This is a genomic window from Sandaracinomonas limnophila (genome assembly GCF_004005965.1).
In the GTDB taxonomy this organism is placed as follows: domain Bacteria; phylum Bacteroidota; class Bacteroidia; order Cytophagales; family Spirosomataceae; genus Sandaracinomonas; species Sandaracinomonas limnophila.
This window is the reverse complement of sequence record NZ_SACY01000006.1, coordinates 1-25,039: the sequence shown is the minus strand read 5'-3', so window position 1 is coordinate 25,039 and position 25,039 is coordinate 1. Positions and strand designations below refer to the sequence as shown.

Genomic DNA, 25,039 nt, shown 5'->3' with positions numbered 1-25,039 from the left:
AAGGCACGGCAACAAAGCCCGAAGGGCTTTACTTTCATAGCCCGGGGTGAAACCCCGGGATTATAAAATCGGATGTAAATCGGGGTGAAACCCCGGGATTAAAATATTATTTATTTAATAATTGGAAAAAAGCAAGCTATTGGTTGTACCTGATGGTACTCCCGAAATTTTTCCAATACTTGCATTTGCCTTTAATGCATCTTGAACCTCCGCCGGAGTTTTCCCTGTATTTGTTGCTAAATACAAAGCAGCTACACCCGTTACATGTGGAGTTGCCATTGAAGTTCCAGAAATTGTATTGATAGCGGTTGTGCTTGAATTCCAATCTGATGTTATTCCACTTCCTGGAGCAAGGATATCTACCAAGGAGCCATAATTTGAGTAGCTTGCAAAGGCATCGGTTGAAGTAGTTGCTCCCACAGTAATTGCTTCAGGTACACGAGCTGGAGAACTTGTGCTAGCATCAGCTGATGAGTTTCCGGCTGCAACACAAAAGACAATACCATCTTTAATAGCATTTTGAACAGCCAAATCCAAAGACGAAGAAATGCCTCCACCTAAAGACATATTTGCGACTGCTGGTTGACTGACGTGGTTTTTGGTCACCCAATCTACTCCAGCAATAACACCTGAAATTGTACCAGAACCTCTATTATTTAAAACTCTAACTTCAACTAAGGTAACCTTTTTGGCGATTCCATAAGTTGTGCCACCTATAGTTCCAGCCACATGGGTTCCATGACCATTGCCATCTATAAAAGTTCCATTAATTACATCTATTCCTTTAATAGCGCGACCTCCAAAATCTTTATGGTCCAATTTAATTCCTGTATCAATCACATAAGCTAAAATGCCTGAGCCATCTGCAGTATAGGTGTAAGATTTGGAAAGTGGTAATGAAACTTGATCTACTCTATCTAGTCCCCAGGATGGGAATGGATTTGCTGATTGCGTAGTATTAGCAAAAACCTCTGCATCTTGTTCAACAAACAAAACATTAGGGTTCTTTTTGATGGCTTCAGCTTGTTTTTCATTGATATTTGAAATAGTGACCCCTCTTAAAGCATGTTTAAAGGTATGTTCCACATTGCCTCCATGCTCTTTTGTAAATTTATTTGCTTCTGCGTCTACATCTATTTTGGCAGATTCTTTGAAAACAATAATATATCTGTTCGGAATGGGTTGGGCGTTTGGTGTTACAGTTAAGCCTTGCGGTGCAATTGTTTGTTGCGCATCTATTTTGGTAATTGAAATATCATTAGTAGTACTAATTTCCGCCAATTCATTGGTACAAGAATTTAGAATTAATAGGGATAAAACGGGTAAAGTAAGTAATAGTTTTTTCATTGAAATTTAGAATTTTCATAAATGTATTTTTTTCACAAATAAGCCCCAAAATTCATAAACTGATTTTTGTATTTTTTTTTGAATTTAGTCCAAATGCAAAAAGTTTACACGCACTAATTTTTGTTTTTTTGTCAATAAGAGAGATGGAAATTTTAAGAAAAAATACCGATAATTATGTGATTAAACATATATTCACCTAATATTTCACATAATTTCTTTGAAAAAAATAATAGCTAATTTGACATTATCTTAGATTTGCATAAATCATCAAATCAAAAGGATGCCGCAGAATTTTTCCTCAGTTATTAAATCGAAGTCCACCCAAGAGCGCGTGATGCAAATGCTTTTGTTTTTAATGGAACAAAAAAACTTAGTAGCTCGACCAACCATTGAACGAACTTTGAATGTAAATGCTCGGACCATTTTTAGGTATTTAAACATCATTGAAGATGAATGGAAGATACCTTTAGTGAAATCTGGAGGCCGTTACGGAGTAAAAAGAATTTCTAGTTCTAATCAAAACACTTTTACCTCCGAAGAGGTGCAGAGCCTGTATCAGGTATTGAAAGACATGCCTGAAGGAGATATGAAACAGAGTATCCGTGAGAAATTGCTTTTAATTTACCAGGAGCGCAAGCAGGCAGAAAGCTTGATGGAGCAGCGCATTATGGATAAAATTGAATGGTTGGAGCATCATGTGAACCAGACTAAGGTAAAGTTTCTCATTAAAATTAAAAATTACACATCTCTCAATGGAGATTCTGTTCGAACCCGCTTACTTGCTCCCATTTATTTTAATACGATTAATTTAGAATTGTATGCCTTTGATATGGAGGAGAATGTTCCTAATAAAGAGCTAAAGGTTTTTAAATTGGATCGAATGGAAGGTTTGGAAAAAATGAAAGAGCGCATTCCTAAAAATTTTGAGAAAGAGCATGATTTATCAAGGGATCCTTTTGGATTTTTAATCAAAGGACAAGACCTGTATTCGGTTTGTATGAACATGGATTTGATTGCCTTTAAATTGTTCGAATTACAGTTTCCATCGCTGATGTCGAAAATAGAAATTTGGAAAAAACAAGACAAGGTAAAGTACAGATTACAAATGGATGTTGTACGTCCAGACCCATTAGTAGGCTTTTGTTTAGGTCAATTGAACCACATTGAATTTGAAAATTCAGACAAGTTTTTGTCAGCCCTCAAGGCATATTATGAGCAATATATTCAGGTAAATTTGGGGAAATTGGGGATTTAGCAATAAATTATTGTCAAAAATTATTTGCTGGAATTAAGTGAAAAATCGGTATTTTTATTTTTTCTAATTTTCAGTAATCAATATGCAAGAAATTATTTGTCCTAATTGCAAAAAGGCGTTTAAAATAGATGAATCGGGTTTTGCTGATATTGTAAAACAAATTCGTGATCATCAGTTTGAAGAGGAAATTCAGAGTCGATTGCAAATTGCTGAGAGAGAAAAAGCAGCAGCTTTAGAAATAGTTGAAGCAAAACTAAGGGCACAACATCAAGAAGATCTTTTTAAAAAGGAACAAGAGCTTATACAATTTAAAGCTCAAGCCAATACACATATTACTCAAAAATTAGCTGAAAAAGATAGAGTAATTTTAGAAATGCAAGCTAAAATCCAACAGGCCGAAATGGATAAGACTTTATCTGTAAAAGAAGCATTAGAGTCCATTAAAGAAGAAAGGGATCAATTGAAGATTTTATTAGCAAATAAAGTTTCAGAGGCACAGTCGGCTCTTGTATCATTAAAAGAAAAGCATTCTTCTGATTTGAAGTTGAAAGATGAAATCATCAAATTCAAGGAAGATGAAATTCAATTGCATAAAGACATGAAGTTGAAATTGTCGACAAAAATGTTGGGAGAATCCTTGGAGCAGCATTGTAAAATTCAATTTGATATGGTGCATAATTTAGCTTTTCCGCGCGCAACCTTTGAAAAAGATAATGATGTGAAAACGGGTACCAAAGGAGATTTTATTTATCGTGAATTGGATGAAAGTGGTGTGGAGATTCTTTCCATCATGTTTGAAATGAAGAATGAGGGTGATGAAACAGCAACCAAAAAAAGGAATGAAGATTTTCTGGAAAAGCTAGATAAAGACCGTAAAGATAAAAATTGTGAATATGCGATTTTAGTTTCCTTGTTAGAGAAGGATAATGACTATTATGAATCTGGTATTGTAGATATGTCACATAAATATCCGAACATGTTCGTCATTCGCCCTCAATTTTTCATTCAAATCATTTCCATTTTGCGTAAAAGTGGTTTAGATTCATTGAAATACAAGGCAGAGTTGGCGCAGGTGCGAAATCAAAATATTGACATTACGAATTTTGAAAAGAAGATTCAGGAGTTCAAGGAAGGAGTTTCCTATAATTACACAATGGCACAAAAGAAATTTTTGGAGGCAATTGAAAATATCAACAAATCCATCAAAGATTTAGAAAGAACTCGAGATGCCCTTATAAGTTCAGAAAACAATCTTCGTTTAGCAAACGATAAGACGGATAATTTGACGATTAAAAAACTTACGCATAATAATCCAACGATGAAGGCGAAGTTTAGAGATATATCTGGGAGTGAAGAAGAGGAATAAGTGGTTAATTTAACTCTGCTCACTGCCTCACTTCTTAAACAAACTCTCCACGTAGGTTTTTTTGTTAAACAACTGAAGGTCGCTTACTTTTTCTCCAACACCGATGTATTTAACGGGTATTTTGAATTGATCGGAGATGCCAATCACCACGCCTCCTTTTGCAGTTCCATCTAATTTGGTTATGGCAAGGGCCGTTACTTCTGTGGCTTTGGTGAATTCCTGGGCTTGTATGAAGGCATTTTGTCCTGTAGAGCCGTCTAATACTAAGAGTACTTCATGTGGGGCTTCAGGGATAAATTTCTGGATTACTTTTTTGATTTTCGATAACTCAGTCATTAAGTTAACCTTGGTGTGCAAACGACCTGCGGTGTCAATAATCACTACATCTGCGTTCATATCCACAGCTTGTTTTACTGCATCAAAAGCAACTGAAGCCGGATCGGTGTTCATGCCATGATCAATTACCGGAATGCCAACGCGCTCTCCCCAAAGTTTCAATTGATCAACAGCAGCTGCTCTAAACGTATCTGCCGCGCCAAGTACTACTTTCAATCCGTTTTGGTGAAATTGTGAGGCCAGTTTACCAATGGTTGTTGTTTTACCTACGCCATTGACCCCAACAACCATAATGACGTACGGTTTTTGTTTGGGTTCGGCAAAGGCATGTTCCACATCAGAAGAGGAATTTTCTTCCAAAAGGGCAGCAATTTCTTCCCGTAAAACTTGATCGAGCTCTTCTGTATTTACGTATTTGTCGCGCTCAACACGCTCTTCAATACGTTGAATGATTTTCAAGGTGGTAGGTACTCCTACGTCTGAGGTCAGTAGGATTTCTTCTAATTCGTCTAAAACGTCCTCGTCAACTTTGGATTTTCCAACTACTGCTCGACCAATTTTGGACAAAAAACCTTCCTTGGTTTTTTCCAAACCTTTGTCGAGTGCTTCCTTCTCCTCCTGAATTTCAGGCTCAGCTTTTTTCTTGAAAAAATCGAATAAACCCATTGTTTGGAAGTTTTATTGAGGTACAAAGATAAAAAAAGTCTCTTCGAAAAGAGACTTTTTTGTTTGCAAATTGTAAAGCAGATTGAATTAGTTCTTCAATGCAGCGTTTACGTCATCTTGCAAAATGATTTCTTCTTTGAAGGTATAAGCACCAGTGTTTGGGTTTTTAACCGCCTTGATGATTTTAGCGTACTTAACGCCACCTTCTTTCTTTAACGTTGCAACTACTTTCTTTGCCATGGTATCTTATCTCTAAAAAGATTATTTAATTTCTTTGTGTAAAGTAACTTTCTTTAATACAGGGTTGTATTTTTTCAACTCTAAACGAGCTGTAGTGTTCTTACGGTTTTTAGTCGTGATGTAACGAGACATGCCCGGTAAGCCTGATTCTTTGTGCTCAGTACATTCTAAAATAACCTGAATGCGATTTCCTTTCTTTGCCATAATCGTATTAAATTTTACGTTCCACTCGAAACGGATTGCAAAGATAGGAGATTATTTTGAAAATAAAAACAATAGAATAAAAATAGTTGAAAGTTGAAAGTGGAGAGTTGAAAGTTAATTTTCTTTAGTTCTTTTTAAAATGGTTACCAAGATTGATAAAATCTGTTTTGCTTCATTTTTTAAATACGTTACTTCATCACCTTTTTCCAAATTTGATTTAATGATTAACTCAATCCAGTAAATTGTTTCATTAATTTCTTTTAAAGCTATATTGACCTTATGTTTAAAGTCTGCCCTTGATTCCGCTTGTTCCGCTTCCATTAAATTTGCGCCAACACTTGTACCGGCTTTGAACAGCTGTTTTGAAATAACAAATTCTTTTTTGTCTGATAATTTTTGACAAAATTTTACAATTTTAATTGCAAATAACAAGGTTCTTTCTTTTATAGGGTTAGGTTTCATAGTAGTGTGTTTTTCCAAAGGTATTTCTATTATATCGGATTTAGAATTTTAAAACTTATATTTTTATTCAAATAACTTATAAAGTTCCACTTTCCACTTTCCACTTTCAACTTTCAACTTTCAACTTCTTTAGTATCTTTGTATAATGTCTCAACACATCCCTTCTATTTCCAACTTCTCCCTCTCCGATCCTAACAAGTATTCGGTGGAAAATTTGCGTTCAGAGGAAATGATCATTTCTCTAGGACCGCAGCATCCTTCCACACATGGAGTGCTAAGATTGGAAGTGGTTTCTGATGGTGAGGTTGTGGTGGATGTTGTTCCGCATTTGGGATTTTTGCATCGTTGTTTTGAAAAACATGCTGAAAGTTTGCCCTTCAATCAAATCATTCCGTACGTAGATCGATTAGATTATTTAGCGTCTATGAACTGTGAACATGCCTACGTGATGGGCGTGGAGAAAATGCTGAATTTGGAAGGAAAACTACCCAAACGCATTGAATATATTCGAGTTTTAGTAGCAGAATTAAATAGAATTGCCTCTCATTTTGTGGCTATCGGTACCTATGGGATGGATATTGGTGCATATACCCCATTTTTGTGGTTGATGCGCGACAGAGAGCATATACAACGTTTATTGGAATGGCTATCCGGTGCTCGTATGCTTTATAATTACATTTGGGTAGGCGGTTTATTTTACGACTTACCCGAAGGTTTTGAGCAAAAGGTTGCTGAACTTGTGCCTTTGATTAAAACCACCATCAAGGAGGTTAAAACTTTGGTAGAGGAGAATGCTATTTTTATCAAGCGTACTGCTAATATTGGTGTTTTGGATAGAGATTTGGCCATTAGTTATGGCTGTACAGGTCCCGTTTTAAGGGGTTCTGGTTTGGCATTTGATTTACGAAAAGTGGATGCCTACTCGGTTTACCCAGAATTGGAATTTATTGTACCAACGGGTAAAGGTTTAGTTGGGACCGTGGGTGATTGCTGGGATAGAAACCATGTGCGTGTTTTGGAATGCGAGGAATCTTTAGGAATTATTGAACAATGTATCGATAAATTATTGGGTGAACACAAGCGAACACCAGAGTTTAAACCACAAGAAATGGTCCCTAAAAAAATTAGGCCAGCGGCTATGGATATGTATGTTCGAGCAGAAAATCCAAAGGGGGAGTTGGGCTTTTTTATCAGAACGGATGGCCGTTCGGATATCCCGCAACGTTTAAAGGTTCGAGCATGTTCGTTTCATCATTTATCGGTCTTGCCAACACTTTCCCGCGGAGCTTATTTAGCAGATTTGGTAGCAATTGTGGGTTCTTTGGATTTAGTTATGGGAGAAGTTGATCGTTGATATATGCAAAAGGAATTTTTAGCAGCTTTAGATAAGGAAGTTGAATTGTTGGAATTAAATAGCCAACCCAACGAGTTGTATGAACCGATTCGTTATTTGATGGCTCTGGGAGGGAAACGTATGCGTCCTGTTTTTACGCTTTTAGCTTATTCCCTTTTTAAATCGGATTGGCAAAAAGCCGTTCAGCCAAGTTTGTCTATAGAGGTTTTCCATAATTTTACCCTAATGCATGATGATATCATGGACAAGGCACCGCTGCGTCGTGGTAAACAAACTGTGCATGAAAAATGGAACGACAATGTAGCAATCTTATCAGGTGATGTGATGTTGGTGAAAGCCTATGATTACCTAAATAAAGTTCAAGATTTAAGCATTTCTGAATTTCAATACCTTTTGAAGCGTTTCAATAAGACAGCTGCAGAGGTTTGTGAGGGGCAACAATTCGATATGAATTTTGAGAGTAGAGATGATGTTTCTTTGAACGAATACATTGAAATGATTCGCTTAAAAACTTCTGTGTTAGTGGGATTTTCAATGGAAATGGGGGCATTGTTGGCCGGACAATCACAAGAAATTGCATCAGAATTATACCAAATTGGGGAATTAGTTGGCTTAGGATTTCAGTTGAAAGATGATATTTTGGATGTGTATGGCGATCCATCTAAATTTGGCAAACAGCCGGGTGGAGATATTTTAGCCAATAAAAAAACGTATTTATTGATTTCAGCGATTCAAGCTGCAGAAGGAGATTTAGCAGATCAATTGGATTATTGGTTGTCAGAAAATAATCAAGAAACTGATAAAAAAGTGGAGGCAGTTACAGCTATTTACAATGTCTTAAACATCAAAGAAAAGGCTGAAAATGAAGCCAAAGCTTATTTTGACAATGCATTGGCCAAAATAAATTCTTTAAATATTGCTCCAGAGGGCAAAAAACTTTTGAATGAATTTTTATCATCTTTGATGGTTCGCGAAGTTTAGTGTAGCTTTGTAGTTTATGTTGAATTCTGTTAGTTTTATTCTTATTGTTATTACCACGGGCATTTCTTTGCTTGCTTGGCAAAAGCCTAATTTGCTGGAATTGCTTACCTTGAACCCTTACAGAATTGTTCACAAAAAACAATATTGGCGATTTTTGACTTCCGGATTCATTCATGCCGATTTTACACATTTGTTTTTCAATGTATTTTCTTTTTTCTTTTTTGGGGTACAAATCGAACAAATATTTGGTATTTTATTTCCAGGCTTAGGTAACATATTACTTATTATTTTTTACCTTTTAGCTATTGTAATTTCAGATTTGCCAACATTTTTTAAGCAAAAAAATAATCCTTACTTTAACTCCTTAGGTGCTTCAGGGGCTGTTTCTGCAGTAATTTTTGCTGGAATTTTGTTCTTCCCAGTAGAGAAAATTTACTTGTTTGGTTTTGTGGGAATTCCCGGAGTTATTTATGCAGGATTGTTCACTTGGTATTCCATTGCGATGGACAAAAGAGGAGGTGGTAATGTAAATCATTCGGCTCACCTATACGGTGGATTATTTGGTTGGTTGTTCATAACTATATTGTATCCACAAGTTTGGCTTACTTTTTTCCAACAAATTAAAGCGGCATTATGGTAGAGGGAAGAAAGCAAATTGCCATTTTAGGATCTACAGGATCTATTGGAACACAGGCTTTGGAGGTTATAGAAACAAATTCACATTTGTTTGAAGTCCAGGTTCTAACTGCACAAAACAATGTCGATTTGTTAATTGAACAGGCTTTGAAGTTCAAACCAAAGGCAGTAGTTATTGGAAAAGAATCTGCCTTTAATGAAGTAAAAGAAGCTTTATCTAACCAAAAAATTGAAGTTTTAGCAGGAGCAAAAGCCTTGGAAGAGGTTGTGCAATACCCTGAAATTGATATTGTTTTAACCGCTTTAGTTGGTTATGCCGGACTTTTGCCAACTGTAAAGGCCATAGAAGCTGGTAAGGACATTGCCTTGGCAAATAAAGAAACATTGGTAGTTGCAGGGGCATTGATCATGCCATTGGCAGAAAAACACCAGGTGAAAATTTTGCCAGTTGATTCAGAGCATTCGGCTATTTTTCAATGTTTAGTGGGAGAGAGTTATGAGGAAATTGAAAAAATAATTTTAACTGCCTCAGGGGGACCATTTAGAGGATACACTTTGGATCAATTACAAAAAGTAACTAAAGCACAGGCCTTAAAACATCCCAATTGGTCGATGGGCGCTAAAATTACCATTGATTCTGCCAGTTTGATGAACAAAGGTTTGGAGGTGATAGAGGCAAAATGGTTGTTTGGATTAGAGGCAGATCAGGTGGAGGTAATTGTTCATCCGCAATCTATTGTACATTCTTTGGTTCAATTTAGAGATGGATCCATGAAGGCTCAAATGGGTTTACCAGATATGAAATTACCCATTCAATATGCCTTGGCCTATCCGAATCGTATTGATTCAGATTTTCCGCGCTTTACCTTTGTAAATTACCCCAATTTAACCTTTGAACAAGCAGATGCAAACACCTTTAGAAATTTAGGTTTAGCTTATGAGGCTTTGAAAAAAGGGGGTAATATGGCTTGCATGCTAAATGCAGCCAACGAAATGGCCGTAGATGCCTTTTTAAAAGAAAAAATATCCTTTCTTCAAATTGCAGAAATCAATGAATTTTGCATGCAACATGGAACTTTTATTGAAAATCCGAGTTTAGAGGAATATGTGGAAAGTGATAGGGAGGTGAGGGAGAAGATTTGTAAATTATGAATTATGAATTATGAATTATGATTTATGAATTATAGGAAATACTATTATTTAAATTTTAAAATGTTTGTTTGAATTTTGGCTAATGATTTTTGAATCTCCAATTCATAATTCATAATTCATAATTCATAATTTGAAAAAAATGGATGCACTAATAATGACTTTGCAATTGATTTTGGGTTTATCAATCCTTGTTTCATTGCACGAATTTGGACACTTTATCACGGCCAAATGGTTTAAAATGCGAGTAGAAAAGTTCTACTTGTTTTTCGACTTTTTATTCCCAATTCCCTCACTTTTGAACTTTGCTTTGTTCAAGAAAAAAGTAGGTGATACCGAATATGGACTGGGTTGGTTTCCATTGGGTGGATATGTGTCTATTGCGGGTATGATTGATGAGACTCAAGATGCTGACAAATTGGCTAAAACACCAGAGCCTTGGGAATTTAGAGCCAAACCAGCTTGGCAGCGTTTGATTGTCATGTTGGGTGGTGTAATTGTAAATATCATTACGGGGGTTGTTATTTTTATAGCCTTAACTTATTCAAATGGAGAGAATTTTATTTCAAAGAATGAGTTGAATAAAAATGGAATTGTAGCCTTGGAAATCGGCCAACAAGTTGGACTAAAAACCGGAGATAAAATCTTAAAAGTTAATGGAAAGGATTATACCTCATTTGCTGATTTACGTTCACCAGATGTTCTTTTAGGAGAAAATTCAAGTTATACCGTTTTAAGAAATGGCAAAGAGCTTGAAGTGAAAATTCCGAGTAATATCATAGAAAAATTGAGTGATAAAAAGGCGGCCTTTATTGAGCCAATTTCTGCTTTTAAAATTGCAGAGGTTGTCGCTCCTGAACCTGGCGATCCACAGGCAGAATTGCTTCCCGCTTATCCTGCCGGATTACGCGTGGGTGATTTTGTAACGGGCGTGAACCAACAACCCATCCATTTTTACCACGAATTACGTGATGCCTTGAAAAAGGAGTCGGGTAACCCAATTAAAATGGCCATAAGTAGAAATGGAAAGGTAGATACCTTGCAAATGACCGTTAATAAAGAAGGTAAAATAGGTATTTTTCCAGAATTATTAATTAAAATTGATCACAAAGATTATTCATTTGGTGAATCAGTTGGTATAGGAACAGGTCGTGCATTTTCAGTAATTACCGACAATATCCGTGGCTTTAAGAAAATTGCTACAGGAGATGTTTCAGCTTCAAAGGCATTGAGTGGTCCCATTGGAATTGCTCAAATGTTTGGCGGTACTTGGGATTGGACACGTTTTTGGATGTTAACGGGACTATTGTCAATGGCCTTGGCTTTCATGAATATTTTGCCAATTCCTGCCTTAGACGGAGGTCATGCAATATTCTTAATTTATGAAATGATTACGGGTAAGCCAGCCTCTGAAAAAGTGTTGGAACGTGCACAGCAAATCGGTATGATGATTTTGTTGGCATTAATGGCTTATACCTTTGGGAATGATATTTTTAAAGCAATATTTTAGTTTTTTACCGCCCCTGGCGCTTTGCGCCACCCCCTCCTTTTGAAGGAGGGGGACGGGGGGAGGTAGAACATAATTCATAATTCATAATTTGAAATTACTCGTCCTATTTTACTATTTCTTCCTCCACCCCTTCCATACCTCTGTTACGGAAATGACGTACAATGGAAAGGAAAAGTCGTGGGAAATAGCCATTAAGTTGTTTCAAGATGATTTGGAAACTGCCTTGTCAGTATATAGTAAAAGGAACTTTAAGGTATCGGCGGACAAAGAGGTAGAGAAGGTTTTGGAAAGTTATGTGAGAAAACATTTTGGATTTTCGGTTAATAAGTCACTTCAAACCCCTTATCGATTTTTGGGATTTGAGCCACAAAATGATGCGATTTGGGTGTATTTGGAGGTGCCAACGACTCAAGATTTGTCAGGAGTTTTCCTGGAAAATTCCTTATTAGTAGAATCTTTTGATGACCAAACAAATTTGATACAGGTGGCAAAAGGTGAGCAGAAAAAGTCTTTTTTGTTCCAAAAGGGAAAAACGATTCAACAAATTTCTTGGTAAAAAGACTGACAACTTGTCTTATGGCACGAAATTTGCCATTATATTGTGGCTTCAAGAATAATTTTGGGGGAGATTTATAAAATTTGTGTGTATGAGCAATTCAAATGAGCTTTTTAAGCATTTGAGAATGTCGGAACTTCCCGACTTTGAAAATATTGAGTTAATTCCGATTGGATCGGATGGAATTGAGAACAATGACAAAATGGGAGTTTTGTCAGAGGAATTGCCAATTCTTCCTATTCGTAACATGGTTTTGTTTCCAGGTATGGTAATTCCAATTACAGTATCTCGACAAAAATCAGTTCGTTTGGTAAAAAAAGCCTATAAGGGAGATCGTATCATTGGTGTTTTAGCACAGGCAAATAATTCGAAAGAAGAACCACAGCCAGATGATTTATACAAAATCGGTACCGTTGCACACATTGTTAAAATGTTTGTTTTGCCCGGTGGAAATACTACCATTATTGTACAAGGTAGAAAACGTTTTGAGGTAAAAGAGTTTATCAAATTGGAGCCCAATTTATTGGCTTCTGTATCTTATTTGGAGGATAATTTTCCGAAAAAATTAAATAAAGAAAATAAGGCATTGGTTTCCTCATTGAAGGAATCTGCGATGAAAATTTTGAATTTGAATCCAGAAATTCCTCGTGAAGCCCAAATAGCTTTGGATAACATTGAATCTCCAGCATTTTTAGTTCACTTCTTGTCCTCCAATATCAATGCAGAATTGAAGGAAAAGCAAGGTTTGTTAGAAACCTTAGATGGTATCGAACAGGCAACTAAATTGTTGGAATTCATGATGAAGGAAATTCAACATTTGGAATTGAAGCGTGAAATTCAATCTAAAGCAAGTTCCGATATCGACCAGCAACAACGCGATTATTACATTCGTCAACAAATAAAAGTTTTGCAAGAGGAGTTGGGTGTGGAGAGTCCTGAGCAAGAATTGGACGGTTTGCGAGCTAAAGGTGCGAAGAAAAAGTGGTCGAAAGAGGTTAATGATTTCTTCAACAAAGAGGTTTCAAAATTGCAGCGTACTAATTCAATGTCGGCAGAATATCCGATGTTAATGAATTATGCTGAATTATTGGTGGATTTGCCATGGGGTGAATATACCAAAGATAATTTTGACCTAGCGAAAGCCAAAAGAATTTTGGATGCAGACCACGCAGGTTTGGCCAAAGTGAAAGAAAGAATCATTGAATATTTGGCGGTTTTGAAGATGAAAGGGGACATGAAAGCTCCTATTTTATGCTTATACGGCCCTCCTGGCGTAGGAAAAACTTCTTTAGGAAAATCCATTGCTAAAGCATTAGGTAGAAAATATGTTCGTATGGCCTTAGGTGGTGTGAGGGATGAGGCAGAGATCCGTGGACACCGTAAAACCTACATTGGAGCCATGCCTGGCAAGGTGATTTCAAATATTAAAAAAGCAGGTTCATCGAACCCTGTATTTATCTTAGATGAAATAGATAAAGTGGGTGCAGACCATCGTGGAGATCCGTCATCGGCATTGTTAGAAGTTTTGGATCCGGAACAAAACAACAGCTTTGTGGATAATTATTTGGAGGTTGAATATGATTTGTCGAAAGTTATGTTCATTGCCACTGCAAATAGTTTGGATACCATCCACCCAGCCCTTCGCGACCGTATGGAAATCATTGAGGTTTCTGGTTACACTGTGGAGGAGAAAATCCAAATTTCGAAAAAGCATTTGTTGCCTAAGCAAAAAGAAGAGCATGGATTGGGAAAAGATAGTTTTACTATTTCAGATGCTGCTTTGCAAAAGTTGATAGAAGGGTATACTCGCGAGTCGGGTGTACGTAAATTGGAGCAAGAAATTGGTCGATTGGTACGAAAAATCACCAAATCTATTGCTATGAATGAAGAGTATCCAACAAAAGTACAAGCTGCAGATATTGAGAAATTATTGGGACAAGCCTTTATTGAAAAAGATGCTTACGAAAGCAATGAATTTGCTGGAGTAGTAACGGGTTTAGCTTGGACACCAGTGGGGGGCGATATTCTTTTCATAGAAAGTTTATTGAGTAAAGGGAAGGGGAATTTAACGCTTTCCGGGCAATTAGGGGATGTGATGAAAGAGTCTGCGATGGCTGCTTTGACCTATTTAAAAGCCCATGCAGATGATTACGGAATTGACTATCGAATTTTTGATCAATATAATTTACATATACACGTGCCAGCGGGTGCCGTGCCCAAAGATGGTCCATCGGCAGGTATTACGATGCTGACTGCCATTGCTTCTGCCTTGACCCAAAGAAAAGTGAAGTCTAAATTGGCAATGACAGGTGAAATTACATTGCGTGGAAAGGTATTGCCAGTTGGAGGTATCAAAGAAAAGATTTTAGCAGCTAAACGTGCTGGAATCAAGGAAATTGTGATGTGTAGCAAAAACAGAAAAGATGTCGAGGAGATTGAAAAAAGCTATATTTCAGACATCAGTTTCCATTATGTCGACGCAGCTGAAGAGGTTTTGAAAATTGCTTTGATGAAGGATAAGGTGAAGAATCCGATTAAACTTGAAATTAAGGAGTAGGGGCTTTGAGAGCCTCAGCCACCATCGAGAGCCTCAGTCACATTGAATTTACGGAGCCTGAGGCTCTCGAAGCCACAGCTCCCCATCCTTAACCTCCACTACTCCCAAATCTGCATAATATTCAATGTTTCGAATTGCTTCTTTGGGTGAAAGAGGTCGCAAACAATCTACTAAGGTTTGAATTGTCAAGGGCCCTTGGGATAAAAATTTAATGATTAATTCCTTCGTTTCGGGTTGACCTTCTGGAAAAGCTTTCCCAGTGTTTTCTCTTTTTTGAGTTATGCAAACATCGCAAATACCACAAGATTTGTTTAGCGTTTCTCCAAAATAGGCCACAATTTGTTGTGTTCTGCAGCGAATGGTTTGTCGCACATAATGTTCCACCGCCTCAATTTTTTGTAAATGCCTTTTCTTTCGGGTATTATATTCTTCCCATTTGATGGGTAAATCATTTGCCGCAGCTCTAGGTAAAAGGAAAGTTAGTTTAGGGTGGATACTTTTTTTCTCATAGGTAAGTACCTCAAATTTTTCCAACATAGCCAAACTTCTTTCAATTTCTTGAAGTGGAATTTTGAGTAAACTTGCCAAATTTGCCTCATCGATACTGATAAATTCTGTATAAATTTCTCCTCCAAAAATGCGAAGAAGCGATTTTAGCAGTAATTCGTATTTTTCATTTCGGATTTGGAAATCATACATTTCTGTGGCCGACAAGTTGAATTTTATTTTGGATGGGATGTTGGTGTTTTCGTTGAATAGAATTAAACCTTCACCCTCCATACATTTTAAAGCATAATAGGTTTCAGTATTTGGCAATTGAAAACGCTTGCACATTTCTTGCCAATTGAACTCATAGACCGACATCTCACCAGCTCCTTGCGCCACCTGTAAATAATTTCCAATGGCCTGATAGGTTTTCTGCAAAATATCTTTGCTTGGAAATTGCTTTTCAAATTGTTCTTGAAGGTCTAAAATATCCTTTTCTTCAACCAATAAACAGGCAAAAGCTTTTTTCTCATCACGTCCTGCTCTACCAGCTTCCTGGTAGTAAGCTTCTAAAGAATCTGGTAAATCTAAATGCACTACCAAACGTACATCTGGCTTGTCGACACCCATTCCAAAAGCATTGGTTGCCACAATTACTCTGATATTGTTTTGAATCCAATGTTTTTGTCGCTCAGATCTTTGCTTAGGATCAATTCCTGCATGATAAAAGTCTGCAGAAATCTTATTTCGAACCAAAAAATTAGCTATTTCTTGTGTTTTTTTTCGGTTTCGAACATAGACAATTGCAGATCCCTGAATTTTATCCAACATTTTCAATAGCCTTGCTTCCTTGTTTTCTTCCCATAAAATAGAATAGGAGAGGTTTGACCGACTAAAGCTTTTTTGGAAAAACTTGGCATTTTTTAGGGCAAGTTTATAAACAATATCTTTCTGAACTTCTTTGTTTGCGGAGGCCGTAAGTGCTATGCAAGGAACCTCTGGTATTAGCTCTCTAAATTGGACAATTTCTAAATAAGGGGGACGGAAATCGTAACCCCATTGAGAAATACAATGTGCTTCATCGATTGCCAAAAGAGCTATTTTCATTTGTTTGGCACGGGCAATGAACAGGTCAGTTTTGAGTCGCTCGGGAGAAATGTATAAGAATTTAATATCCCCGTAAATGCAATTATCCAGCAGATAATCCATTTGTCGCGGGTGCATACCACTATAGATTGCCTCAGCTTTAATACCCCTTCGTTTCAATTGATCTACTTGGTCTTGCATCAATGCAATTAAAGGGGAAACCACAATACAAATACCCTCTATTGCCATTGCGGGCACCTGAAAACAAATGGATTTTCCTCCACCCGTTGGCAAAAGGGCTAAGGTATCATTTCCGCTCAAAACAGCTTCCACAATATCTTCCTGTAAAGGTCTGAAATCATCATACCCCCAGTATTGCTTCAATATGTTTTTCGCTTGGCTCATTTGGATTTCAAAGCTATTCAAAAAATAATTTAGATGGTGTTAAAAAACTGATTTTAATTCTATATTTGTAAAAACCACTAAAAAAAGCCACTGAAGAAATCCTCTCAATTTTCAGATTTTGACTTTACTAGTCGCGAAATTGAAATCCTACGATTAGCCAAAAATGCCTATTCCTGCAAAGAAATTGCAGATTTATTATTTATTTCTGAGTTAACTGTTCGTAAACACAGACAAAATATTCTTTTGAAAATAGGCTGCACTGGCAAAAAGGAATTCAGAAAATTTCTTCGGGAAATTATTTTACCCCCCCCCTAATCAATAAAATATTTATAAAAAATATAAAAATACTACAAAATGTAGTAGAAGATTGTCGAAACCGAAAAATACCTTTACATCAAGTTTGCAAGCCCTGGTATATCCCGAAAAACCACTAAGAAGTAGGAGGAGTTTATATATTTTAATACAATGAAAAAGTTAATAAATAGGTATTCAAAAAAAACTAAATTATTTATTTTTACGATTATTCTTCTTATCCCAATATTTATTTATGCATACGAACCGAATGTTGGTTGTGATCCAGATTGGTTGTTTTTTGGTTGGAGTCGTTCATATTGTGCATTAGATGGAGGATCACAGGGAGTTGGTCATTCCCATACTCCAGATAATAAGGCTTGTGTTTATTATTATGAGGAATATAGGTATTTTTTAGGGATCAAGATTGATTACAGAATTGTGCAGGTAACTCAACCTTGTCCGGACTAATTTAATTTGAGTTTAAATTATTTTCAAATTGATATTAATATGAATAATGAATAAAAATTTATTTCAACTAATCGCAAGCGTTTTAACAGTTTTTCTCGTTTTAATTTTTGAAAATGTGTATGGTGTTTTTAATTCAATCCCCATATGTCCAAAATCAGATACTTCAAAATCAATTTTATTGAATGAGGTAAAAATAATTGCCAATAAATTATCATTGATAGAAACTGAAAAACCTAAAAGAAAAAAACATTATTCGTTTTTATCAAAGGCTCCGTGTCAAATTGGTATGTTATTTGATGATGATTTGATTATAGGGAAAAGAATTAAAAATGTTTCGATTTATTTTGATGAGAAAAAAAAACAAAATTATGTTTTTCAATTGTTATTGTTTTCCAAAGGAAAAGACAATCTTCCTTTAACAAAGTTACATAATAAAGAATTACCATTATTGGTAAATCATTTAGGTTGGAATGAATTTCCTGTTTTATTAGATAATTTGGTTATTCCAGAAGGTGGTATTTTTGTTATAGTGAATTTTTTTGCAAAATCTAAATTTTATTCAGAAGAAACTGATAGAATTGCAATGGGAAAATATTCAGGAATAAAACAATTTTGTTTCAGGTCAACAAGTTTAAACGACTGGTTTGTTTTGAAATCTTTTCAAGAAGGGAAAATTGGTCCTATGATGAGGTTGCAGGTAGAAAATTAAAATGTAATTTATTAATTGAACTGCAAATGAAGGGAGCTACTCTTTTAGGCCATTGGCTTTTAAAAAATCTTCAGGTATTGATCCTTATTTTGAATGCAACTATTTGTTTTATTCTTCCCTCAGGCCACGTTTTTGAAACACCCAAATTATATGTACATCTTGCTACTCTTGTTGTGTTAATGTATTTGTACATATTTAATAAAGCTAAGTTTAATTTTTATTGGAAACCAATGTTGATTTTTGGGATTTTACTTGGGATTTTATATTTAATGTTAAATAAATAGAATGCTTGAATTTTCAATACATTAAAATTTAGTATATTTAAATAATTGAAAATTTTTAAATATGCTGAATTCCTCCGATTTAACTCAATTAGAAAAACGTGGTATTCAACCGGCTGAGGTTGAACAACAAATCAACTATTTTAAAAATGGGTTTCCTTGGATGACCCTATTTAAAGCAGCTACTCCAGGAGAAGGGGTGATTCAGTTGACAGCAGATCAGGTTAGAGAGATGGCTCAGAAGTTTGATGATGCTAAATCGGGATTATCTATCTTGAAAATGGTGCCTGCCTCGGGCGCAGCGACGCGCATGTTTAAGTCGCTTTTTGAGCATTTGCAAGAAGGGGAAGCAAACAAGGAATCGAAAGTGTTTTTTGAAAAATTGCAGCAATTTGCCTTTTTCCCAGCTTTGGAAAATTTATTGAGTTCAAACCCAAGCGAAAAAGAGGTGCTAAGTAAGTTGTTATTGTCGGAAGGATTAGGCTATGGTGCATTGCCAAAAGGATTGCTCGATTTTCATATGTATCCGGAGGAGGTTCGGACGCCCTTACAAGAGCATTTATTGGAAGCCATCGAATATGCTTCGGATGGGAAATCTGCTAAATTGCATTTTACGGTATCGCCAGAACACCGTTCTCGTTTTGAGGAATTGGTTTCACAGCTTGTTCCAAAACTAGAAAAGAAATTTGGCATTCGTTTTCAAATTACCTTTTCGGAACAAAAATTATCAACAGACACTGTAGCCGTAGATATGGATAATGAATTTTTTAGGGAGGCAGATGGCAGCATGCTGTTTCGTCCTGCCGGACACGGTGCGCTTTTAGAAAATCTCAATGATTTACATGCCGATATTATTTTTATCAAGAATGTGGACAATGTGGTTCCAGATGCCTTGCGAGGACCCACCATTGAATACAAAAAGGCCATTGGAGGCTTGTTGTTGAGCATTTTGGAGGGTATAAAAGCCTTGGATGAACAACTGCAAGGAGATGTTTCGGATGATTTATTGATACAAGCAGAGCAAGAATTGGTGGCTTATTTGGGGTTTGTGCCTAGTCCGGCCTATCAATTATTGCCACCGGAACAAAAAGTGGTGTTTTTAAGAGAAGTGTTGAATCGACCAACGCGCGTGTGTGGGGTGGTAAAAAATACGGGAGAACCTGGTGGCGGACCATTTTGGTGTCAGGATGAAGAAGGAAATAGCACTTTGCAATTGGTAGAGTCAGCCCAGGTGAATCCAGAAGACAATGGACAAATGAGTTTGTTTAAAGGAAGTACACACTTTAATCCGGTGGATTTGGTCTGTGCAACCAAAGATTTGCAAGGAAGAAAGTTCGATTTGCGAAATTTTCGTGACATGAATACGGGATTTATTACAGAGAAAACGAAAGATGGGAAGAAATTGAAGGCCTTGGAACTGCCAGGATTGTGGAATGGAGCCATGGCTTTTTGGAACACAATCTTTGTTGAGGTGCCATTAGAGACGTTTAATCCGGTAAAGACGGTGAATGATTTATTAAGGCCAGCACATCAGAATGCATAATTTTGAACAATGCTAAAAAAGCCTTAATTTTGCCGCTTCTTTAAAGCGATTTAGAGAAAGTATATAAATGCTTGATTACAGAAAGCTTGTTGGGACTCCTAGCAAGCTTTTTTTTAAGAATTTAGGAATCTAAGAATTTAGGAATCTAAGAATTTAGGAATTGAAGAATGTTTTTTAAATTAACAATTAACCATTAACAATTAACCATTTAACCTTTACCACTATGGCATATTTAACTTCAAATGAAAGTTTATTTATTCTTTTCGGAATCTCCTTGTTTTTAGTTCATCCCATTTTGATGCTCATAGCATTGATTAAAACATTGAGAAATCAAAGTTTTTCTGGTACGGAAAAATTAGTGCGAGTGCTTGTGATATTTTTATTTCCAATTATAGGTTCGGTTTCCATATTTATTGTGGATAGGAGAGGCTGAGAATTTAAGCATATAAGAATTGGAGAATATAAGAATATTAGGAATTTAGGAAGCATCCCGGAGGGATGCCACATCTATAGCCATGTGGAGAATTTCATATACATTGCACCCCACCGGGGGTGCCACTGAGGGTGCGTGAATAGGCGACCCCAGCGGGGTCGCAGGCAAATCTATCGGTTTTGTGGCTATAGATGTGCAATCCCGCTGGGATTGTTTTTTAAAATTCAAAATTCGCAGTTTCCCATATTCTCCAATTCCAATATTCCTATATTCTTCAATTCCCATATTCTCCAATTCCTATATTCTTCAATTCTTATTTTCAGTAAATCCTTCCTTTTTTCGCCTTTTATAAGTATATTAATTTTAAGGATATGGCATTAGAGCAAACATGGAGGTGGTTCGGTCCGAACGACCCAGTGAAATTAAGTGATGTGCGACAAGCAGGGGCTACAGGTATTGTTAATGCCTTGCATCAAGTACCCAATGGAGTGGTATGGGAGGTGGAGGATTTGTTGGAGCGCAAAGCAATCATTGAAAAGGGCGGTTTGACTTGGTCGGTGATTGAGAGTATTCCGATTCATGAGGATATCAAAACCAGAACCGGTAATTATAAACAATACATTGAAAATTATAAACAATCGCTAAGAAATGTAGGTAAAGTAGGTTTAGATTTGGTTTGTTATAATTTCATGCCAGTGCTCGACTGGACTCGCACCGATTTAGATTTTCGTTTTCCAGATGGATCAACGGGTCTAAATTTTAATGCGACTGAATTTGCAGCCTTTGAATTGTTTATTTTAAAAAGGCCAGGAGCTGAGGCAACTTATACGAGTGAACAAATTGATCGTGCGAAAAAATGGATGGATCAATCGAATCCAGCTCAACGCGAAAAATTAGTTCGTAATGTGATTGCAGGATTACCAGGTTCTGAGGAGTCGTTTACCTTGGAATCTTTCCAAAAAGCATTGGATACGTATCATTCGGTGGGTGATGCAGAATTGCGTGGACATTTATATGATTTCATTTGTGAAATAACTCCGGTTGCTGAGGAGGCTGGCATTAATTTGTCGATTCATCCAGATGATCCACCTTTCCCAATTTTAGGATTGCCACGCGTTGTGAGTACGGAATCCGATGCAAAACAATTGTTAGCAGCGTATGATTCGCCAAATAACGGATTGTGTTTTTGTACTGGAAGTTACGGAGTACGAGCGGATAATGATTTAGTAGGGATGGTAGAACGTATGGGTGATCGAATCAATTTTATTCATTTGCGTGCAACTAAGCGGAATGAATTAGGCGATTTCCATGAAGCAGACCATTTAGACGGTGATGTTGATATGTTTGGAGTGATGAAAGCCTTGGTGCAAGAGCAGCAAAAACGTGAAAAGGAAGGCAGAAAAGATTTACGCATGCCTTTCAGGCCAGATCACGGACATCGTATGTTGGATGATTTGCAAGAGGGAAAAAAAACGAATCCAGGGTATACGGCTATAGGTCGATTAAGAGGCTTGGCGGAATTGAGAGGTTTGGAGATTGGAATTCGAGGAATGTTGAAACTATAAAAATGAGGGCTAGGGCCCTCATTTTGTTTTAAAAAACATCAGTTTCTTGTTAGGAATTGATTCTTTGTTTTTTTAAGGGGAAATGCGTCCCCTTACCCCCTGCAATTTACTAGTTAAAAAGTTCAGTTGTTTGATAAAATTAATAATAGTGGTTGCCCACGGTAGCTAATTAGATATTAGTAAAGTATTTGTTAATTCAAAAAATCTTTATAACTTTGCACCCCCGTTCGTATGCGATAGAAGTTTTAGGACTGATTATTTGTGTTGATAGGGTTAAAATAATTTAAACATTTAAACGGTAACATTACAAAATGCCAACTATTCAGCAATTGGTGCGTAAAGGACGTGAGCAGATGACTTGGAAATCAAAGTCGCCAGCTTTAGATTCTTGCCCGCAAAGACGTGGAGTATGTACTCGTGTATACACGACAACTCCTAAAAAACCAAATTCAGCGATGCGTAAAGTAGCTCGTGTTCGTTTAACGAACCAAAAAGAGGTGAACGCATACATTCCAGGTGAAGGACACAATTTACAAGAGCACTCGATCGTATTGATCCGTGGTGGTCGTGTAAAAGACTTACCAGGTGTTCGTTATCACATTATTCGTGGGGCATTAGATACTGCGGGTGTGAGCGGACGTTTACAGTCTCGTTCTAAGTATGGTGCTAAGCGTCCTAAGCCAGGACAAGCTGCTCCAACTGGAAAGAAAAAATAATTAATTAACAACGATCCAGTATGCCTTGTTAGGGCAGAAGAAATTGGGTCAACATTAAAAAACTAACAAAATGAGAAAGGCGAAACCAAAAAAACGCTACGTTTTACCAGATCCTAAATTTAAGGATGTATTAGTAACAAAGTTTGTAAACAATTTGATGTACGACGGGAAGAAGTCGATTGCCTATACCATCTTTTATGATGCATTAGACAAGGTTGAGGAGCGTACGAAAGAAAATGGTTTAGAAACTTGGAAAAAAGCATTGAACAATGTAATGCCAACCGTGGAGGTGAAAAGCCGTCGTGTGGGAGGTGCCAACTTCCAAGTTCCTACAGAAGTGCGAGCTGAACGCAAAGTGTCTTTAGGAATGAAATGGTTAATCTTGTACGCTCGAAAGCGTGGAGATAAAACTATGATGGATCGTCTAGCTAATGAAATCATAGCTGCTGCCAAGGGTGAAGGAGCTGCGGTTAAGAAGAAAGATGATACGCACAGAATGGCGGAAGCGAACAAAGCGTTCTCACACTTCCGTTTTTAATAAACGAATTACGAAAGAAGGCCGCTCAACGAGTGGCCTTTTTTTATGTCCAAAATCATAGCCTATCAAGTCTATGGATTTGACAAATCATTAAATTATCATTAGCTTTGATTACATTTCAGAAACGATTCGCACAACATGATTTCAAAAAAGGCAAAGTATGCGTTAAAAGCATTAAAGGTTTTAGCGCAGAATTTTGAAAAAGGACCGGTATTAATATCTTTTATTGCCGACTCAGAAAATATCCCCAAGAAATTTTTAGAGGCTATTTTATTGGAATTGAGAAATCATGGAATTTTGCAATCGCAGAAAGGCAAAGGAGGAGGCTATTATTTACGCATCCCACCAGATCAAGTAACTTTTGCCAAAATCATTCGAATTGTAGACGGACCTATTGCTCCTGCCTTATGCGTCTCATTGCATTTTTATGGAAAATGTGACGATTGTGCAGATGAAGAAACCTGTCAATTGCGTTCGGTGTTGGCAAAATGGCGTGATGCCAATTTATCTGTTTTAGAAAAAACGACTTTAGCAGAATTGGTTTAGCCTATTCATATAGGTATTCCATTGCAGAATCTTTGATTTCTTCCAATCCCAGTTCCAAAAACTCTTCCCAAAAGGTATTTGTAGGCACAGCGGCTCTACAAAGAATAGGAGTTTTTTTGATTGGATGGATAAAATATAGGCGACGAGCATGTAGATTGATACTTCCGTCTGGATTCGGTTTGTCGTAACCATATTTAATATCCCCTCGAATAGGACATCCAATGGTTGATAGTTGAACTCGGATTTGATGCGGTCGGCCAGTAATTGGTTCTACTTCAATTAGGTGGTGTAGGTTGATTTTTCCTAGGTGCTTGTAATAAAGCTCTGCCTTTTGGGCTTTCCCAAATGGTTCATCATAAGCTGTAGTTATATTTTTCTCCTCATTTTTTAGTAACCAATGCGTTAATTTCCCTTTCAGTGGATTGGGTTTTCTGCGCGTTACTGCCCAATATGTTTTCTGAATTTCTCTTCTACGGAAAAGTTCCATCATGCGCTCAAGCGCTTTTGAAGTACGTGCAAAAACTACTAATCCAGAAACAGGGCGATCCAAGCGATGGACTGGATGAAGGAAAACCTCTCCCGGTTTATCATATTTTTCTTTGATGTAATTTTTCAGTACATCGGTCAATGTTTTATCACCTGTTTTATCACCTTGCACTAATATTCCTGCTCGTTTATTAACGATTAGGAGGTGGTTGTCTTCGTAAATAACTTGGAAATCTTTCATGGGATAAACATTCTACTTATTGCAAAGGTACGCAATTGAAAGAGGAAAGCCTAAATTTAACCCCTTTACTCGGAAGTCAATTTAGGCTTTATCTCAAAGGTGAGTACTTTTGTACTATTAGTGGTTAGGTTTAAATAATTAAAGTGGTTAAGTATTGAGAACAAATTTATAGGGTTGAAATGAAAGAAAAGTTGTGATTTTGCAACTTTTTCAATTTTTGAAAAAAAAAATAGGAATTAAGGAATAGAAGAATTTAGGAATATAGGAATCGGTGAATATAGGAATTGAGGAATCGGAGAATCGGAGAAAATATTTATTTTGGCTTTCTTATATTCTTATATTCTTATATTCCTCAACTCCCCAATTCCTCAATTCTTATATTCCTCAACTCCCCAATTCCTCAATTCCTCAATTCTCATATTCTCCTATTCTCCTATTCTCGAATTCTTAGTTGTTTAATTTTCAAGTAATTAGAAAAAAGGGTTAAAAAAACTTAAATTTTTTTTAGGGGGTAATTTGGAATAAGAAAAAAAAAGGGTAATCTTTGCACTCCGATTCAGCGACATAGGGAGCATGGAATCGGGAAAAAGGCTAGATAGACGAATTTAGCGGCACTTATCTAA

The 25,039-nt window shown here is 36.7% G+C and carries 25 protein-coding genes; 18 read left to right on the top strand and 7 right to left on the bottom strand.

All coding sequences use genetic code 11. The features are described 5' to 3' along the window. Nucleotides 1–114: 114 nt before the first annotated feature. Nucleotides 115–1,347 carry a S8 family peptidase gene (locus EOJ36_RS11330; RefSeq protein ID WP_127805464.1) on the bottom strand — a complete coding sequence of 411 codons (1,233 nt, stop codon included), beginning with the start codon at nucleotides 1,345–1,347 and terminating at the stop codon, nucleotides 115–117. A 280-nt stretch (nucleotides 1,348–1,627) separates the two neighbouring features. Between EOJ36_RS11330 and EOJ36_RS11325 the strand changes: the two genes are divergently transcribed. After that, the gene (locus EOJ36_RS11325) at nucleotides 1,628–2,602 is read left to right on the top strand and encodes a hypothetical protein (protein WP_127805462.1); all 975 of its coding nucleotides are present in this window, start codon (nucleotides 1,628–1,630) and stop codon (nucleotides 2,600–2,602) included. A gap of 82 nt (nucleotides 2,603–2,684) precedes the next feature. Next, nucleotides 2,685–3,968 (top strand): DUF2130 domain-containing protein, encoded by a 1,284-nt coding sequence (locus EOJ36_RS11320; RefSeq protein ID WP_127805460.1) that lies wholly within the window; start codon nucleotides 2,685–2,687, stop codon nucleotides 3,966–3,968. Between the two features lie 27 nt (nucleotides 3,969–3,995). Here the strand turns inward: EOJ36_RS11320 and ftsY are convergent, their stop codons facing one another. The 4 genes from ftsY to EOJ36_RS11300 all read right to left on the bottom strand — a co-directional run bounded on the left by ftsY (nucleotide 3,996) and on the right by EOJ36_RS11300 (nucleotide 5,876). Further along, complete coding sequence (gene ftsY / locus EOJ36_RS11315; protein WP_127805458.1) at nucleotides 3,996–4,970, bottom strand: signal recognition particle-docking protein FtsY; 975 nt, start codon at nucleotides 4,968–4,970, stop codon at nucleotides 3,996–3,998. A gap of 87 nt (nucleotides 4,971–5,057) precedes the next feature. Beyond that, nucleotides 5,058–5,210, bottom strand: a complete 153-nt coding sequence (locus EOJ36_RS11310) for a DUF4295 domain-containing protein (protein ID WP_127805456.1) — start codon at nucleotides 5,208–5,210, stop codon at nucleotides 5,058–5,060. A gap of 21 nt (nucleotides 5,211–5,231) precedes the next feature. Further along, complete coding sequence (gene rpmG, locus EOJ36_RS11305; protein ID WP_127805454.1) at nucleotides 5,232–5,414, bottom strand: 50S ribosomal protein L33; 183 nt, start codon at nucleotides 5,412–5,414, stop codon at nucleotides 5,232–5,234. Between the two features lie 114 nt (nucleotides 5,415–5,528). Beyond that, on the bottom strand, nucleotides 5,529–5,876 hold the full coding sequence (locus tag EOJ36_RS11300) for a four helix bundle protein (RefSeq protein WP_127805452.1): 348 nt from the start codon (nucleotides 5,874–5,876) through the stop codon (nucleotides 5,529–5,531). A 145-nt stretch (nucleotides 5,877–6,021) separates the two neighbouring features. Between EOJ36_RS11300 and EOJ36_RS11295 the strand changes: the two genes are divergently transcribed. The 7 genes from EOJ36_RS11295 to lon all read left to right on the top strand — a co-directional run bounded on the left by EOJ36_RS11295 (nucleotide 6,022) and on the right by lon (nucleotide 14,619). Beyond that, entirely contained in the window at nucleotides 6,022–7,230 is a 1,209-nt protein-coding gene (locus tag EOJ36_RS11295; RefSeq protein WP_127805450.1) for an NADH-quinone oxidoreductase subunit D, read from the top strand. 3 nt (nucleotides 7,231–7,233) lie between these two features. Further along, on the top strand, nucleotides 7,234–8,211 hold the full coding sequence (locus EOJ36_RS11290; RefSeq protein ID WP_127805448.1) for a polyprenyl synthetase family protein: 978 nt from the start codon (nucleotides 7,234–7,236) through the stop codon (nucleotides 8,209–8,211). Between the two features lie 16 nt (nucleotides 8,212–8,227). Continuing rightward, nucleotides 8,228–8,851 carry a rhomboid family intramembrane serine protease gene (locus EOJ36_RS11285; protein ID WP_127805446.1) on the top strand — a complete coding sequence of 208 codons (624 nt, stop codon included), beginning with the start codon at nucleotides 8,228–8,230 and terminating at the stop codon, nucleotides 8,849–8,851. After that, a complete protein-coding gene (locus tag EOJ36_RS11280; RefSeq protein WP_127805444.1) occupies nucleotides 8,845–9,999 on the top strand; it encodes a 1-deoxy-D-xylulose-5-phosphate reductoisomerase in 1,155 nt (384 codons plus the stop codon). The genes EOJ36_RS11285 and EOJ36_RS11280 overlap by 7 nt, the downstream gene beginning before the upstream one ends. Before the next feature lie 139 nt (nucleotides 10,000–10,138). Continuing rightward, nucleotides 10,139–11,506: an RIP metalloprotease RseP gene (gene rseP, locus EOJ36_RS11275; protein WP_127805442.1), complete on the top strand. Its 1,368-nt coding sequence runs from the start codon at nucleotides 10,139–10,141 to the stop codon at nucleotides 11,504–11,506. 88 nt (nucleotides 11,507–11,594) lie between these two features. Next, nucleotides 11,595–12,062, top strand: coding sequence for a DUF6702 family protein (locus EOJ36_RS11270; RefSeq protein WP_127805440.1), 468 nt, complete (start codon nucleotides 11,595–11,597; stop codon nucleotides 12,060–12,062). Nucleotides 12,063–12,153: 91 nt separating this feature from the next. Continuing rightward, nucleotides 12,154–14,619 carry an endopeptidase La gene (lon, locus tag EOJ36_RS11265; RefSeq protein ID WP_127805438.1) on the top strand — a complete coding sequence of 822 codons (2,466 nt, stop codon included), beginning with the start codon at nucleotides 12,154–12,156 and terminating at the stop codon, nucleotides 14,617–14,619. Between the two features lie 48 nt (nucleotides 14,620–14,667). Here the strand turns inward: lon and EOJ36_RS11260 are convergent, their stop codons facing one another. Next, nucleotides 14,668–16,596 carry a RecQ family ATP-dependent DNA helicase gene (locus tag EOJ36_RS11260; RefSeq protein ID WP_127805436.1) on the bottom strand — a complete coding sequence of 643 codons (1,929 nt, stop codon included), beginning with the start codon at nucleotides 16,594–16,596 and terminating at the stop codon, nucleotides 14,668–14,670. A gap of 90 nt (nucleotides 16,597–16,686) precedes the next feature. On the opposite strand from EOJ36_RS11260, the gene EOJ36_RS12085 reads away from it, so the two are divergent. The 9 genes from EOJ36_RS12085 (at nucleotide 16,687) to EOJ36_RS11215 (ending at nucleotide 23,689) form a co-directional block, all read left to right on the top strand. Next, entirely contained in the window at nucleotides 16,687–16,911 is a 225-nt protein-coding gene (locus EOJ36_RS12085; RefSeq protein ID WP_127805645.1) for a response regulator transcription factor, read from the top strand. 150 nt (nucleotides 16,912–17,061) lie between these two features. Further along, nucleotides 17,062–17,358: a hypothetical protein gene (locus EOJ36_RS11250; protein WP_127805434.1), complete on the top strand. Its 297-nt coding sequence runs from the start codon at nucleotides 17,062–17,064 to the stop codon at nucleotides 17,356–17,358. A gap of 46 nt (nucleotides 17,359–17,404) precedes the next feature. Then, a complete protein-coding gene (locus EOJ36_RS11245) occupies nucleotides 17,405–18,067 on the top strand; it encodes a hypothetical protein (protein WP_127805432.1) in 663 nt (220 codons plus the stop codon). A 345-nt stretch (nucleotides 18,068–18,412) separates the two neighbouring features. Beyond that, the gene (locus EOJ36_RS11240) at nucleotides 18,413–19,891 is read left to right on the top strand and encodes a DUF4301 family protein (protein WP_127805430.1); all 1,479 of its coding nucleotides are present in this window, start codon (nucleotides 18,413–18,415) and stop codon (nucleotides 19,889–19,891) included. Nucleotides 19,892–20,114: 223 nt separating this feature from the next. Continuing rightward, on the top strand, nucleotides 20,115–20,324 hold the full coding sequence (locus EOJ36_RS11235) for a hypothetical protein (RefSeq protein ID WP_127805428.1): 210 nt from the start codon (nucleotides 20,115–20,117) through the stop codon (nucleotides 20,322–20,324). A 371-nt stretch (nucleotides 20,325–20,695) separates the two neighbouring features. Then, entirely contained in the window at nucleotides 20,696–21,889 is a 1,194-nt protein-coding gene (gene uxuA / locus EOJ36_RS11230) for a mannonate dehydratase (protein WP_127805426.1), read from the top strand. 311 nt (nucleotides 21,890–22,200) lie between these two features. Continuing rightward, nucleotides 22,201–22,605 carry a 30S ribosomal protein S12 gene (rpsL, locus tag EOJ36_RS11225; RefSeq protein ID WP_127805424.1) on the top strand — a complete coding sequence of 135 codons (405 nt, stop codon included), beginning with the start codon at nucleotides 22,201–22,203 and terminating at the stop codon, nucleotides 22,603–22,605. 70 nt (nucleotides 22,606–22,675) lie between these two features. Further along, the gene (rpsG, locus tag EOJ36_RS11220; RefSeq protein WP_127805422.1) at nucleotides 22,676–23,143 is read left to right on the top strand and encodes a 30S ribosomal protein S7; all 468 of its coding nucleotides are present in this window, start codon (nucleotides 22,676–22,678) and stop codon (nucleotides 23,141–23,143) included. Between the two features lie 138 nt (nucleotides 23,144–23,281). Further along, the gene (locus EOJ36_RS11215; RefSeq protein WP_127805420.1) at nucleotides 23,282–23,689 is read left to right on the top strand and encodes an RrF2 family transcriptional regulator; all 408 of its coding nucleotides are present in this window, start codon (nucleotides 23,282–23,284) and stop codon (nucleotides 23,687–23,689) included. 1 nt (nucleotide 23,690) lies between these two features. Here the strand turns inward: EOJ36_RS11215 and EOJ36_RS11210 are convergent, their stop codons facing one another. After that, nucleotides 23,691–24,416 (bottom strand): RluA family pseudouridine synthase, encoded by a 726-nt coding sequence (locus tag EOJ36_RS11210; protein ID WP_127805418.1) that lies wholly within the window; start codon nucleotides 24,414–24,416, stop codon nucleotides 23,691–23,693. Between the last annotated feature and the right edge of the window lie 623 nt (nucleotides 24,417–25,039).